10 protein-coding genes are annotated in these 14,147 nt (G+C 71.7%); 5 read left to right on the top strand and 5 right to left on the bottom strand.

Features of this window, described 5'->3' with window-relative positions; all coding sequences use genetic code 11:
• Positions 1-131: 131 nt before the first annotated feature.
• A complete protein-coding gene (locus CK485_RS07280; protein WP_109448196.1) occupies positions 132-3,410 on the top strand; it encodes a lectin in 3,279 nt (1,092 codons plus the stop codon).
• Positions 3,411-3,569: 159 nt separating this feature from the next.
• Here CK485_RS07280 and CK485_RS07275 read toward each other — a convergent pair whose 3' ends face one another.
• Positions 3,570-4,283 carry a TetR/AcrR family transcriptional regulator gene (locus CK485_RS07275; protein ID WP_109448194.1) on the bottom strand — a complete coding sequence of 238 codons (714 nt, stop codon included), beginning with the start codon at positions 4,281-4,283 and terminating at the stop codon, positions 3,570-3,572.
• Positions 4,284-4,543: 260 nt separating this feature from the next.
• Between CK485_RS07275 and CK485_RS07270 the strand changes: the two genes are divergently transcribed.
• The 3 genes from CK485_RS07270 to CK485_RS07260 all read left to right on the top strand — a co-directional run bounded on the left by CK485_RS07270 (position 4,544) and on the right by CK485_RS07260 (position 7,458).
• The gene (locus CK485_RS07270) at positions 4,544-5,035 is read left to right on the top strand and encodes a hypothetical protein (protein ID WP_146214497.1); all 492 of its coding nucleotides are present in this window, start codon (positions 4,544-4,546) and stop codon (positions 5,033-5,035) included.
• Positions 5,036-5,387: 352 nt separating this feature from the next.
• Positions 5,388-6,509, top strand: coding sequence for a PP2C family protein-serine/threonine phosphatase (locus tag CK485_RS07265; protein WP_158288180.1), 1,122 nt, complete (start codon positions 5,388-5,390; stop codon positions 6,507-6,509).
• A gap of 40 nt (positions 6,510-6,549) precedes the next feature.
• Positions 6,550-7,458 (top strand): NAD-dependent protein deacetylase, encoded by a 909-nt coding sequence (locus CK485_RS07260; RefSeq protein WP_199239267.1) that lies wholly within the window; start codon positions 6,550-6,552, stop codon positions 7,456-7,458.
• A 31-nt stretch (positions 7,459-7,489) separates the two neighbouring features.
• Here the strand turns inward: CK485_RS07260 and CK485_RS07255 are convergent, their stop codons facing one another.
• Both CK485_RS07255 and CK485_RS07250 read right to left on the bottom strand, forming a co-directional pair.
• Positions 7,490-7,855: a VOC family protein gene (locus CK485_RS07255; RefSeq protein WP_109448188.1), complete on the bottom strand. Its 366-nt coding sequence runs from the start codon at positions 7,853-7,855 to the stop codon at positions 7,490-7,492.
• Positions 7,856-8,000: 145 nt separating this feature from the next.
• A complete protein-coding gene (locus tag CK485_RS07250) occupies positions 8,001-8,900 on the bottom strand; it encodes a C1 family peptidase (RefSeq protein WP_109448186.1) in 900 nt (299 codons plus the stop codon).
• Positions 8,901-9,450: 550 nt separating this feature from the next.
• Here CK485_RS07250 and CK485_RS07245 point away from each other — a divergent pair.
• Positions 9,451-9,954, top strand: a complete 504-nt coding sequence (locus CK485_RS07245) for a hypothetical protein (protein WP_109448184.1) — start codon at positions 9,451-9,453, stop codon at positions 9,952-9,954.
• A gap of 15 nt (positions 9,955-9,969) precedes the next feature.
• On the opposite strand, the gene CK485_RS07240 is transcribed toward CK485_RS07245, so the two are convergent.
• Both CK485_RS07240 and CK485_RS07235 read right to left on the bottom strand, forming a co-directional pair.
• Positions 9,970-10,392 (bottom strand): GNAT family N-acetyltransferase, encoded by a 423-nt coding sequence (locus CK485_RS07240; RefSeq protein ID WP_109448182.1) that lies wholly within the window; start codon positions 10,390-10,392, stop codon positions 9,970-9,972.
• Between the two features lie 274 nt (positions 10,393-10,666).
• Positions 10,667-14,059, bottom strand: a complete 3,393-nt coding sequence (locus CK485_RS07235) for a S8 family serine peptidase (protein ID WP_109448180.1) — start codon at positions 14,057-14,059, stop codon at positions 10,667-10,669.
• Positions 14,060-14,147: the final 88 nt, after the last annotated feature.

Here is a 14,147-nt window from a genome sequence, read left to right as displayed (position 1 = left end):
GGTGTCGGGCCCCCCGGGCGAGACAACGTTGCCGCGCGGTCCGCCTGTTCCGCCGGGCCGCCGCCCGCTGCCCGCACGGCCCCCACCACCCCTGAGAACCGATCCTCCCGGCCGGCGAAGGGAAGTCCACGATGGGACGATCAAGAAGACGGCACAGATACGCCCTGCCGCTGCTGGCGGTCGGCGCACTGATCGCGGCAGGCGCCTCGGCGCCCGCGTTCGCCGGTGCCCCCGCGCTGGTTTCCGTCCCGGCGTCACTGGTCAACCCGTTCATCGGCACCTCCAACTCCGCGGACGACTTCCCCGGGGCCGACCTGCCGTTCGGCATGGTGCAGTGGAGCCCCGACACCCCCTCGCGGCCGGACGGCGGGGGCTACGAGTACAACGACTCCGCCATCTCCGGCTTCAGCCTCACCCACATCGCGGGCCCCGGCTGCGGCGCGGCCGGCGACGTACCGGTCCTGCCGACCGTCGGCTCGGTGAACACCGGGGCCACCGACGCCTTCTCGCACAGCAACGAGTCGGCGTCCCCGGGTGCGTACACGGTGACCCTGAACAACGGTGTCAAGACCGAGCTCACCGCCACCACCCGCAGCGGGATGGCCCGCTTCACCTTCCCCTCCACCTCACAGGCCAACCTGCTCTTCAAACTGAACGGCAGCCAGAACGGCGACAGCAACACGCAGTTCAACGTCGTCAGCAACACCGAGGTCAGCGGACAGGTCACCAGCGGCAAGTTCTGCGGCGCGGGCAACAGCTACACCGTCTACTTCGACATGGTCTTCGACCACCCGTTCACCACGAACGGCACCGCCGCGGCGAACGGTGCGGCCAAGGCGTCCCCGGCCTACCAGCCGTCGCACAGCGCCGCGGAGAAGCCCAACAGGCCCACGCTGCACGGCGCCGCGCACCGCGCACGGACGAACGCCACACCGAAGGCGGCCGCCTCCGACGGCTACGTCACCTTCAACGCCACCAGCACCCCGGTCATCCAGGCCAAGGTAGGAATCTCCTACGTCTCGGCCGCCAACGCGGTGGCCAACCGTACGGCGGAGAACCCCGGTTGGGACTTCGCCGGCACCGAGTCCGCCGCGGCCAACAGCTGGAACTCGCTCCTGGGCCGGGTCAAGGTGGGCGGCGGCACCGCCGCGCAACAGGCCGTCTTCTACACCGCGCTCTACCACGCGCTGCTGCACCCCAACGTCATCAGCGACACCAACGGCCAGTACTACGGCTTCGACGGCAAGACCCACACCGTCGACCAGGGCCACAGCGCCGCCTACGCCAACTACTCCGGCTGGGACATCTACCGGTCCCAGGCGCAGTTGGAGGCGCTGGTCGACCCGCAGGCCGCCTCCGACACCGCGCAGTCGATGGTGGATGACTACAGCCAGACCGGCCAGTTCCCCAAGTGGTCGGAGGACAACGGCGAGTCCTACGTCATGGTCGGCGATCCAGCCGACCAGATCCTCGCCGACTACCACGCGTTCGGCGCGACGAACTTCGACACCACCACCGCGCTCAAGGACATGGTCACCGAGGCCACCGCGACCAACGACAACCGGCCCGGCCTGAACTACCTGGAACAGCTCGGCTACCTGCCGAGCAACGGCAGCTACGGCTGCTGCAACTTCTACGGCCCCGCCTCCACCACGCTGGAGTACGACTCGGCCGACTTCGCGGTCTCCGCACTGGCCGGCGCGCTCGGCGACAGCTCGGACCAGACCACGTTCGTCAACCGCGCCCAGGACTGGCACAACCTGTACGACTCCGGCAGCGGCTTCATCCAGCCCCGGGACGCGGGCGGCGCCTGGACGTCCGGCTTCTCGCCGACCTCCGGTACGAACTTCGTCGAGGGCGACTCCTGGCAGTACACGCCCATGGTCCCGTTCAACCTGCACGGCCTGTCCACCGCGATGGGCGGCGACGCCAAGCTCGCCGCCTTCCTCGACACGGACCTGTCCTCCCTCACCGGCGCAGGCGGCTACACCAACCTGGGCAACGAGCCGAGTCTGAACATCCCCTGGGAGTACGACTACGTCGGCCGCCCCTACGAGACCCAGAAGGTGGTCCGCCAGGTCCAGGACCAGATCTGGACCGACGCGCCCGGCGGCCTGGCCGGCAACGACGACCTCGGCGAGATGAGTTCGTGGTACGTGTGGTCCGCGCTGGGGATGTATCCGCAGACCCCGGGCACCGCGGACCTGGCGCTGGGGAGCCCGATGTTCACCCAGACCGTGGTCACCCTGCCGTCCGGCAACACGCTCACGGTCAACGGCACGGGAGCGGCCGACAACGCCCCGTACGTGCAGTCCGCCACCTGGAACGGCGCCGCCTGGAACAACGCCTACGCGCCCACCGCGGCCATCACCTCCGGCGGCACCCTCACCTACACCCTCGGCACCTCGGCGAACACCTCCTGGGCCTCCGCCCCCTCCGCCGCGCCGCCCTCCTACCCGGGCTCGCCCAGTTACACCGACGCGGGCACGTCCGACGACTCCGCTGCGGGCGCCGCGAACTTCGACGGTGGCGGCTACAGCTACTCGGCGCAGGCGCTGTCCGCGGCGGGCGTCACCCCCGGAGCCTCCGTCACCGCGGCGGGCGCGACCTTCCGCTGGCCCGCCGCCGCCTCCGGCGCGCCGAACAACTACCTGGCCAACGGCCAGACACTCTCCGTATCCGGCACCGGCTCCATCACCTTCCTGGGGTCGGCCGCCAACGGGCCGTCATCCGGCACCGCCACCGTGGACTACACCGACGGCACCACCCAGTCCGTCCCCGTGACGCTGTCGGACTGGACGTTGAACGCCGGCGGGTCCGCCGCCGCGGCCGGCAACACCGTCGCGGTCACCACCGCCTACCGCAACCACGCCGGGGCCTCCTCGGACCAGACCAAGACGTACGTCTTCGCCACCGCACCCGCCAAGCTCACCGCGGGCAAGACGGTCAGCGCGGTACGGCTGCCGTCCGACGTGACCGCCGGCGGCATGCACGTCTTCGCCGTGGGCTTCACCAGCGGCCCGGGCTCCGGGCCCATAGTCTCCGGTGTCTCCTCCAGCCTGTGCGTGGACGACCAGCACAGCGGCACGACCGGGGGCAATCCCATACAGCTCTACGGCTGCAACGGCACGAACGCGCAGCAGTGGACGGTCGAGACCGACGGCACCATCCGCGCGCTCGGCGGATGCATGGACGTCACCGGCAGCGGGACGGGCAACGGCACCCTCGTCGACTGGTACCCGTGCAACGGCACCGGGGCCCAGCAGTGGCGGACCGGCAGCGGCTCCTCGTTGGTCAATCCGGAGTCCGGCCGCTGCCTGGACGACCCGCACTCCTCGACCACCGCCGGTACGCAGTTGCAGATCTATGACTGCAACAGCACCGCCGCCCAGCGGTGGACGCTGCCCTGACCCTGCCGGCGGGCAACCGGTGGTGTTCGCGCACAAGGCCGGGCCACGACGTCCGCAGCCCTCATGGCGACGTCGCGGGCCCGGCCGCCGGCAGCGTCTGGGCTGAGGCCGCGGGGGGACCGGGGGCTCGCGCCACGCGGAGAGGCGCTGCGCGCCGTTTCAGCGTCGGGCCAGTCCGTCGAGGATCAACGCGATGGTGAAGTCGAAGCGTTCATGGCCTGTTCCCGCGGTGAGTTCGGCGGCATGGCGCTTGATCTGCGGGAAGGTGTCGGGCAGGTCGGAGAACCGGTTCAGCAACTCGTCGCGGCCGACGACCCATTCGTTGCCGGGTCGGCCGAGCAGGGAGATCTCCAGGGTGTAGGCGTTGATGTACAGCGTCAGGGAGTCGATGCCCCAGGCCGCGGCCTGGGGCGTGACGCCGCCGGCGAGCAGGATGGCGAGCATGCCCTCGGCCAGGCGCAGCGTGTCCTCGTTGGTCGGGGCCGCGGCGAGCGCGGCCCGGGAGATGCCGGGGAAGCGCAGGTACTGGTCGCGCACCTGGGTGCAGACGCCGGTGATCTGCTCCCGCCAGGCAGCCGGATCCGGTGCGGGGAGGCCGATCTCGGCGCACAGCCGGCCGATGAGCAGTTCGTCCAGGTCGTCCTTGTTGACGACGTGGGCGTAGAGCGACGCCGGTCCGGTCTCCAAGGCGGTGGCCACACGGCGCATCGTCAGGGCTTCGTAGCCCTCGCGGGCCACGATGTCGAGCGCCGCGTCGACGATGGCGTCCACCGTGATCGGCGTGGCCCGCCGTCCTCGCGTCCGTGACTCGCTTCCGTCAGGAACGGGCTGATGGTGCCGCGCTGCGCGCCGCTGCTGAGGGGTCGGTGGCATGAACCGAGCATACCGGAGGCACGAACGGCATTCCGTCCCGTCAAACGTTGTTCGCCAAGTACGAACGCTGTTCCATCGCCGCGGCGGCTTCGGCGGTGCGGGGGCAGGCGGGGTCGGCCGGCGAACGCCGTGCCCCCGCAGCCGTTACCAGGCCGCGCCAGGTCTCGTTCCTCCACTCCCCCTCGACCTCGTGGCGGCACGGTGTGGGGCGGCCGGCAGTCGGGCCGGACCACTCGGAACCAGACGCGGGGAGTGATGACGTGAGGATGACTGCACGCAGGACTGCGGGCGGGATCGTCGTGGCGGTACTCGGTGTGACAGGGCTGGGGGTCGTCGCCGCCGCTACCGCCGCGGCTGACGACGGTTTCACGGACGACACCGTGGTGTGCTCGGGCGGGCTTGCGAACGTCTGCGCCCACCTGCAGTACGCGGGCACCGGTGGAGACCTGTCCCTGACGCAGGTGCGGGGGCAGGCGACAGCCGCCTCGGGGCAGCAGGTGACGATCGACAGCGTCACGCTCGACAAGACGACGCAGATCTGGATGGGGACGCCCACCACGACCCAGGTCGCCACGACCGGCCAGTCGACGACCGCCGACGGCCAGGTGACCGCCACGACCGCGGCCGCGCAATGGGGGTACGGATTCGCTCACTCGAGCGTCTCGTACACCGTCACCGTGACCTACCGGATCGACGGCGGTCCCGCGGCGACGGTGTGCGCCACCGACCACTCGTATCTTCCCGTCGGCTGACCGCCGCGCGCGAGCCGCCGGCCGGGGCGCTCGCCTTCGGCGATCACGTCGGTCGTCGCCGCTCCGCGTGGGGGCGGGTCAGGCCGGGCCTCGTCTGCTCATCGCCCGCCGTCCCTGCCCGGGCCACTTACCGGAACCGCGGCCCGGTGGTGGGCCACGTGTCACTCCGCTGGGCCCGTGTGAAACGGAAGGCCGAGGGCGGCGTGGCGTGGGGGCGTGCCACGGGCCGCGGCTGACGGTAAGTGTCGGAGCGCCGGGGCTCGCCTCGGGCGGTGGGGCGACGCGGGCGGTGGCGTCCTCGTGTCCTTCGGCTCGCGACGGCGTTCGGGACGGGTGGACGGAGGACAGCGTGGTGCGGTGGCGTCGTCGGCTGACGGGTGCGGAACGGTTGCCGGTACTGGTGCAGTACGGCAACCGCTCCTGGTTGGTGCCGACGGCGTTGTGCGCGGTGATCGTGGGCGCGGACGCGGCGACGCCGCACTCGTTCGCCGCCGCGAGTTGGCTGGTCCTGGTGCCCGCCGTCGCCGGTGGGCTGTGCGGCCCCGTCGTCACCGCGGTCTTCGCCGTCGTGGTGGTCGCCGCCTATCCGCTGGTCGACGGCCGGTGGGGGCCGCCGCAAGGCCTCGGGGTGTTCTTCCTCGTGGTCACGGGTTCCGCGCTCGCGGTACCGCTCAGCGTGCTGCGGGCCCGGGCCGCGCGCTACGTGGAACGGCTCCGGGGCGCCGCCGAGACGACGCGGCAGGTGGTGCTGCGTCCTGTGCCCGCCGGCTGGGGCGGCGTGGACTCGGCGGCGCGCTACCTGGCCGCCGACGTCGAAGCACGCGTCGGCGGCGACTTCTACGACGTGCTGGCCACCCCGTACGGGGCGCGGGTCATCCTCGGCGACGTCCAGGGCAAGGGGCTGCCCGCCGTCTCGGTCGCCGCGGCCCTGGTCGGCAGCTTCAGAGAGGCGGCGTTCCACGAGGAGGACCTGGCGACCGTCGCTTCCTGGCTCGAGGAGCGGCTGCACCGGCAGAACATGCTCTCCACTCAGCTCGGCGCCACCGAGGAGCGGTTCGCCACCGCCGTCATCATCGGGTTCCCGCAGGACGCCCCGGGTGAGATCGCGGTGGTCAACTTCGGGCACGACGGGCCGCACGTCCTCTCCCGCGACCGCGTGCGGCAACTGGCCGCGGGGCAGGGCTCACCGATCGGGCTGGCGCATCTGACGGGAGGACTGCCGCCTGTGGAGCGCGTGCCTCTCGACCCGGGTGAGACGGTGCTGATCGTCTCGGACGGCGTGACGGAGGCCCGCGACCGCTCGGGCACCTTCTTCCCGCTGCGCGCGCGACTGGACGGCCTGGTCCGGCGGGCCGACGGGAGCGCCGCCATCACCCCGGAAGGGATCGTGGACGACGTCACCGCCGCCGTGCTGCGGCACACCGGCGGCCGCCGCACCGACGACTGCGCCCTGCTTGCCGTACGAAGGCCCTGACGCGGGCGGCGTACGGCGGCCTGTTACGTACCCTGGCGTCATGCGGATGCGTCCCACACTCAGCTGGACCCCTGCGGAGGACCTGCCTGCGGCCACCATGGACCTCGGGCCGATCGCCGACGCGCTGAGCACCGGTGGGGTGCTCGTGCTCAGCGGGGCCGGGATCTCCACGGAGTCCGGTATCCCGGACTACCGGGGCGAGGGCGGGAGCCTGAGCCGGCACACCCCGATGACCTACCAGGAGTTCACGGCCAGTGCTCCGGCCCGGCGCCGCTACTGGGCTCGCAGCCATCTGGGCCGACGCACGTTCAGCCGTGCCCGTCCCAACGCCGGGCACCGTGCCGTGGCCGCGTTCGAGCGGCACGGCCTGTTGTCGGGCGTCATCACCCAGAACGTCGACGGCCTGCACCAGGCAGCCGGCAGCGGCAACGTGGTCGAACTGCACGGGAGCCTGGACCGGGTCGTCTGCCTATCCTGCGGCGACGTCAGTGCACGCCGGGACCTGGCCCGGCGGCTGGAGGCGGCCAACCCGGATTTCGATCCGGTGGCCGCCGCGATCAACCCCGACGGTGACGCCGACCTCACCGACGACCAGGTCGGGGACTTCCAGGTGCTGCCCTGCGAAGCGTGCGGCGGGATCCTCAAGCCGGACGTGGTGTTCTTCGGTGAGGCCGTTCCGGCGGCGCGGGTGGGCTACTGCCGGGAGCTGGTGCGCGGGGCGTCCGCGCTGCTGGTCCTCGGCTCCTCCCTGACCGTGATGTCCGGCCTGCGCTTCGTCCGCCAGGCGGCCCAGGCGGGGACGCCGGTGCTGATCGTCAACCGGGACCCGACCCGCGGTGATCCGCACGCCCTCACCCGCGTCGCGCTTCCGCTGGGAACGGCTCTGGCCACCGTGGCCGACCGGCTGGGCATCCCGCTCGGCGGACACGACGCGGCACGGGTCGAGTAGTGGCGGGGCTGGGGCTCGTCGTGGGCACCGGCTAGTGGTTCGTGTCGATCACACAGAAGCGGTTTCCGTCGGGGTCGGCGAGGACCACGAAGTCGGGATCGGCCGGGTACAGGTCCCACGCGACCCGGTCGGCCCCGAGGCCGACGAGGCGTTCGACCTCGGCCGCCTGATCGGCCGCGTCCCGCGCGTACAGGTCGAGGTGCACTCGCGGACGGGTCTGGACGGGTGTCTCGCTCCTTCCCAGCGCCAGCTGGACACCGCTGCCGGTGCGTGGCACCAGGACCACCCAGTCGTCCTGCGCCTCCTCTCGCGGCACGTAGTCCAGGGCCTGAGTCCAGAAGGCCGCGGCACGCCGCACGTCCGAGACACCCAGCACGACTGATCCGATGGTCACCATGAGGTCAGTATGTCCTGTGCCCGCGCCCTCACACGTCCGCTCGCAACGGGCGGGCGGACGGCAACTGCCGCTGCGAGCAGCGGATTTGAGGTCCGATGCGGCAGCGGCAGTCGCCGGAAGGCGGCCGTCAGGTGGCCGTCAGGGTTCAGCCCTGGGTGTCGAGCCTTCCGACGGAGTGGACCTCGGTGACGTCACCCGTGTTGAAGAAGTCCCACGGGACGGTGAAGAAGCCGCCGTCGCCCCAGCTGGTCCCCCAGCTGTTCTCGATCTTCACGCCCTGGTCGTTGTAGCCGACGATGGTCACCTCGTGGCCACCGATGACCGGGTCGCTGGAGGAGTCGCCGGGCAGGTAGCTGTAGTCCGACGCGGTCTGGGAGTCGAGGTTCTCGAAGCTCTGGTGGACCTGGAAGCCGATCACCACGGGCTCGCCCTGGGAGATGGCGTTCTCGATGTCCGAGCGGGCCGAGTCGCCGCTGGTGGACAGCTCGTCGAAGCCGGAGAGCTTGTAGTGGGCCGCGTTGGCCCGCTCGTTGGCGTCCGGCTGGGTGGTGTAGTCGCTGGTGCCCTGCCAGTAGTCGGACTGGGTGTCGATGCCCTGCTGCTGTTCCATGGGCAGCGCGACACTGGCGGTGGTGCCCTCGTCGTCGCCCTTGGCGATCTGCGCGTAGATGTACATGGGGGCCATCGGGGCGCCGCTGATGCCCTGTTCGTTCATCACGATGCCGTAGGCGGAGTAGCCGGTGGCCCATGCGACGCAGGCGCCGACCTGGCCCTGGTCGCCGGGCGAGAGGGTGTACTGGCTCAGGTCCGCGCTGGCCGGCGCGGCACCGGCGCGCCGGAACACGGCCTGCGCGTGGCCCGCCGCGAGGGCGTGGGCGTGCTCGGCGCGGGACTCCTTGAGGTTGAGGCCCATGCCGTGCGCCAGGTGGCGGGCGTGCGGGGTGCCGGTCTGGTCGGCCGCCGTCGCGGTGGCCGCCGTGACGGCGGGGGTCAGGCAGGACAGGGCGATCGCCGTGGCGACGCCGATGACTATGCGCGGACGCATCGTTGGGGCTCCTCGATACTCAGTGGGGGCCGCGCCGGAGCGCCTGGTGAGGGCGGAGTGCCGGCACGGTGAGATCGCCGGAGCGAATCCTTGGTGTTCGCTGTGGATCGCTCGCGGTGCCGAGGAACCTAGATCAGCAGGCATGAACCTGTCATGAGGGAAACAGGACAATGACGTAAAGGTGACACCGCGGCGAGCTGGGGAACCCTGGCACACCGGCGGAAACCGGGGCACCTTCACGGGAGTTGGCGACCGGGCCTGCTGCTTGGGAGGCGTCACCGCGAGCAGACACAGCCCCGACTGTGGCGACCTGTCACCACGGCCGGCTGCCGACCTCACCGCCATCCGCCGCCGCGGCCACACGTGCCCGCATGGGATGACGCGCCACCATGACCGGGCCGCTCGCCCCGTCACCCCGCTACGGGCGAACGTCACGAGCGGTCAGTCGCCTTGTCACAGCAATGTGCCGGCCACTCCCGTCCCGCAACCGCCGCGACGCCGGGTCCAGTCCTCAACGGGTAGAAGCCAACGTACGAAGGAGAAAAACCCAGTGCGCGTGCGGAAGATCTCGATGCTCACCCTCGCCACCGTGGCGGCCGGCCTGTCGCTCACCGCGTGCGGCAGCCACACCACGACGAACTCGGCGTCTTCGGTGGCGAGCACACCGCAGGCGAGCCACTCCCCCGCCACCACCAGCCAGGCACCCACCGCCGGTCCCGGAGGCGCGGCCTCGCAGGCGCCCGGCGGCTCCGGTCGGTCGTCGCGGGTCTCCGGTGGCGTCGCGCCCTCGGGTGTCCGGCAGAAGCCGGGGATGAAGTGCACCGACCAGATCGACTACGCGGGAGACCCCCGAGCCAACGCCGTCATCAACTCCATCGGCGACCGGACCGGCTACTGCCCGGACCCCGAGCACGGCAGCGCGCCGTCCGGCACCCGGGAGAAGCCCGGCACGAGGTGCACGGACCAGATCGACTACTCAGGAGACCCGCGATCCAACGCGGTCATCAACTCCATTGGCGACAGGACCGGTTACTGCCCCTCGATCGAGAAGTGACGGGCCGCCACCTCGTCAGACGAGCGGCTTCACCCAGCGGCTCCACTGGCCCTCGGCGTGGAAGCCGGACGCCTGCCAGGCCGCCTGACCCGATGCGTTGCGGTCCAGGACCATGGCATCGGCCCGGCGGCCGCCGAGGGCGACGAAGCGCTCCTGAGCGGCGGCGACCAGTGCCGTGGCGATGCCCTGGCGCCGGTGGTCCGGGGCGACGGCGAGCCGGTACAGGTGGCAGCGCCAGCCGTCATAGCCGGCGATGAGCGTTCCCACGATGGCGTTCCCCTGTTCGGCCACCAGCAGCGCCCTCGGGTCACGCGCGAGCAGGCGGGTGACTCCGTCCAGGTCGTCCGTGATGCTGTGGCCCTCGGCCGCGTGGGCCCAGAAGGCCAGGATGTCGGGGGCTTCGGCCATGCGCGCGGTACGGATGCTCACTTCGTTCATCGGTACGGTCTAACAGACGCTCCTGGTACGGCGAGTTGAATTCCATCTGCCGGACACCCCTCGCCCGGACCGCGGCCGTGCTCACGGACGCCGCGGGACCGACGCGCCGCCTCACGGCCCTGGCGCCCGCCGACTGGGGCCGCGCCGTCCTCACCGCCATTCCCGGGCCCTGCGGAGGCCACCCGCGCAAGAGGCGGCCCCGCCCGGTGAGCGCGCGGGTTCAAGCGCTCACCGGGCGGGGGTCTTCCTCCCTACGTCACCGCGTCGTACGGGTTCAGCCGACCGTGTAGTGGTAGGGGATGACGGCGAGTTGGTCGCCGGTCGGCGTGTAGCCGTTCTGGCTCAGGGACGTGGTGTCGTCGAGGTGGATCTCGCCCGTCACCGTTGTTCCGGCCGGACCGCTCGGTGTGATGTCGAGATACAACGTGGTGCTCTGACCGGGCTGGACGACGACCGGGGCGAACGTCGCGTCGGGGTTGGCACCGAGCTGCCACAGGTCGCCCGAGGGCGAAGTGGCCCAAGGGTCGAAGGCCGCCGTGGTCGCGGTCAGGCCCAGGCTCGCCACCGACGAGGACGCGGGTCCGTCACCGAACGCAGCCGCCGGCTGCGGGACGATGTCCCAGTCGCCCTGGGTGAGTTGGGGCGTCGCGTAGCTGCCGTAGGCGTCGTTCCCAGAGGCGGTCGAGCCGAGGTCCGGTTCGCCGTTCGCCGGGGAGAAGTCGAACATGACGGGAGCCGTCGAGTGGGCCGTCGCCACCAGTTGCGTGGTGCCGGTCGGCACGATCCACTGCGGTTCCGGCGCGCTCACGCTCAACGGCAGCGTCAGGTCGCTCGACGGTGTGAACGAGCTGAGCGCGACGGTCGTCTGCCGGTTCAGCCGGGCGTCGAGGAAGTACGACTCCACAGCGGACGAGTCGTTGTGCACGGTGACGCCGACGAGGTGTGATTTCCCGGCGGGCAGCACGCCACCGGAAGGCACTCCGGTGGCGTGGGCCGTGGCCGGTGCGAAGTCGACCGTCCCGTCGAGTGGCGTCGACAGCGCGTCGCCGGTCACCGGATTGCTGAAGGTGACGATCAGCGTCCACCGGCCCGCGGCGGGCCGGAGCACGTGCAGTCGTGCGGCCGACGTGCTCAGGACGGTCTGGTGTGCGCCCGGTGCTCCGACCAGCACCTGGTCGGATGCGCGTGCCGGGGTCTGTCCGTCCGGCGACACCAGGTAGGCCGTGAACGGGTCGGTGGCGTGGTCGCCGAGCGCCAGCCGCACGTCCAGCGCGGGCTGCCGGGCGGGGACGTCCACCTGGTAGAAGAAGGTCTGCGCCGGGACCTCGCCCCGCCCGTTCCCGCCGACCACGGTGCCGGTGAAGTGGCCGACGCCGCCGCGCACCGCAATGACCGAGCGCAACGTCATCGGGACGGAACTCGGGCCGGCCTTCGGCGAGTCGATGACCAGGGACGCGCTCTCGTCGCCGGCCTGCGTCGGCAGTGGCGCGGCCACGCGCACCGTGGCCGAGGACCCGGGCGCGAGCGTCACCCGGGAGGGCGTCACCGTGCCGAGGGGATGGAACGAGGCGACCGTGGCGGTGAAGCCGACCGGCCCGGTGTATCCGGCCGGCCCGGAGGCCGGCTTGCCGCGGAAGTCGGTGATCACCGCGGTCCATGTGCCCGGCTGCGGGGAACGCAGGTCGACGTGTCCGTGGTTGCCGTCGCCCTGCGGCAGGCTGTATCCGGTGAGCTGCTCGTGCGGGTTGAGGAGGGCCAGGTCGGCGGGCTGCTCGCCGCCGGCGCCCGGGTAGGCGATGTTCGCATCCAGCCGGTCGGCGCCGGGCGGCACGGTGAAGGTGAACCGGGCGACGTTGTGGGTCAGGCCGGACGCGTCCTGGTAGGTGGGTCCGCCGTCGCGCAGGGTGGCGGTCCTGGTGGCGATCGTCCGGCTCGCGCCGAGCGTGCGTCCGGCCAGCGACACCGTCTGCGGGTCGCGGCCGGTGTTGGTGAGCCGCAGCGACGAGCGCGCGGTGGAGCCGGGCCGACCTGTCGCGTCGAGCTGGTCGGTGCTGGTGAGCAGTGTGTCGCCGACGGGCTTGGGCGCACCGTCGGCGGTGCGGACCGAGCGTGCGGCCTCAACCGCCCGGTAGGCGTCGACGAGTCCCGCGCCCTGCTCGGATCCCACGACGCCGAGGTCGTCGGCGGTTCCGGTGATGATGTGGTCGACCAGTTGGGGGCTCGGGTCGGCGCCGCCGTGGGTGTCGCGGTACGACTGGATCACCAGGGCCGCCACACCCGCGACCAGGGGCCCGGCCTCGCTGGTGCCGCCGGACTGGTAGACACCGGTGGGCTTGCCGCGGCCGTCGAGGCAGTCGGGCGCGACCGCCGGGTTCGCCGTGCAGATCGCCCAGTCCAGGTCACCCGGGGCGACCACGTCGATGCTGCGTCCCTGTTCGGTCGAACCGCCCGACGACAGTGAGCTGATGTTGTCGCTCACCCAGCCGCGCGCGCCGATGCTGTCGTATCCGGCGGTGTCGGCCTGGGCGTAGGAGCGGAAGGTGGTGGAGGCGCCCACGGAGATCACGCCGGGTTGCGACGCCGGGGACCAGATGGTGTTCTCCAGGCCCGCGTCGTACGAGGGCACCGTGACGGTGACCCCGGCCGCCATCGCGCCGGCGTTGGCTTGTTTGATCAGGTCCGCGCTGGTGTCCGGCATCGGGAACGAGCCGGCTTCCTCGTTCAGCACGTTGACGTGGTCGACGCTGACCGCGTAGTCGATGGATTCCAGGAAGGCGGAGGTGGTGGTGTAGTCGTTGGCGGCGTAGACCTTGTACGCGTCGAGCGTCACCTGCGGTGCGACGCCTTCCAGGCGGATGCGGCAGGGGTGTCCGAGGGCGTGCGTGCCGTAGTCGGCGAGGTCGTACACCTGTCGGCCCTGCGCGGCGATCATGCCGTCGTCGAGGAACGATTCCAGGTCCTCCGACTCGGTCGCGCCGCCTTCGCCCGTGAAGTCCTTGTAGTCGGCGATGACGTGCGTGCCGTCGGCGCGGATCAGCTCGGGGGTGTTCACGTCGATGCTGCCCGCGATGTCCCCGACGATCACGCCCTTGCCGGTCGCGCCCAGCGAACGGGCGGTGTGCCGACGGGAGTTGTCGGAGTCCGCGTGGATCGCCTCGATGGCCTCGGGGTCGAGCTGAACGCCACCCGCCGCGGCGCAGGCAGCGGGCTGAGAGCCCGTCGACGCGCGCCCCTCCTCTGACGTGCCGTCAAGGCCGGTCGGACGCACGGGTGGTGTGGGCTGGTCGACCACCTTGATGGCGGCGTCGGGCACGACCTGGGCGACGGCCGGGTCGGACCGCAGGGCGGTCTCCTCACGGGCCGAGACCGTGGCGGAGACGGCGTTCAGCACGTCCATCGCGTGGATGTGCGTGGCCCCGCTCGCGTGCAGCGCCTTGATGAGGGGCGTTCGCGCCGCGGCCAGCGCCGACTCGCGCGCGGGCCCCGAGGCGTGGGTGTCGGGCAGGTTCTGGTGCTGGTCCTTGAACACCACGATCACCGGCCGGGCCGCACCGGCCGCCGCCGTCGCGCCGGTCGGCACGGCGGCGGCCGGCGTCGCGCCGCACGCCAGCGCGGTGGCCGCCGCGACGGCGGCACACAGTCCGGTCCTGGGTCTTCCACGCCCCATGCGTCTCTCCCTCACCTCGTGCCGCGTGCGTCACGGCGTCGGCGATTATCGTCGCGAGGGGAGGGTGAGGACAGGGGGAAATCGCGCC

This window comes from Streptomyces sp. ICBB 8177, assembly GCF_003144095.1.
Classification (GTDB): domain Bacteria; phylum Actinomycetota; class Actinomycetes; order Streptomycetales; family Streptomycetaceae; genus Streptantibioticus_D.
This window is presented reverse-complemented; position numbering and strand designations above follow the sequence as displayed.

Bases quoted from the DNA above. Each gene is read 5' to 3' on its own strand.
- CK485_RS07280 (WP_109448196.1), top strand. From the start codon at position 132: ATGGGACGATCAAGAAGACGGCACAGATACGCCCTGCCGCTGCTGGCG.
- CK485_RS07275 (WP_109448194.1), bottom strand. From the start codon at position 4,283: ATGCCACCGACCCCTCAGCAGCGGCGCGCAGCGCGGCACCATCAGCCC.
- CK485_RS07260 (WP_199239267.1), top strand. From the start codon at position 6,550: ATGCGGATGCGTCCCACACTCAGCTGGACCCCTGCGGAGGACCTGCCT.
- CK485_RS07255 (WP_109448188.1), bottom strand. From the start codon at position 7,855: ATGGTGACCATCGGATCAGTCGTGCTGGGTGTCTCGGACGTGCGGCGT.
- CK485_RS07250 (WP_109448186.1), bottom strand. From the start codon at position 8,900: ATGCGTCCGCGCATAGTCATCGGCGTCGCCACGGCGATCGCCCTGTCC.
- CK485_RS07240 (WP_109448182.1), bottom strand. From the start codon at position 10,392: ATGAACGAAGTGAGCATCCGTACCGCGCGCATGGCCGAAGCCCCCGAC.
- CK485_RS07235 (WP_109448180.1), bottom strand. From the start codon at position 14,059: ATGGGGCGTGGAAGACCCAGGACCGGACTGTGTGCCGCCGTCGCGGCG.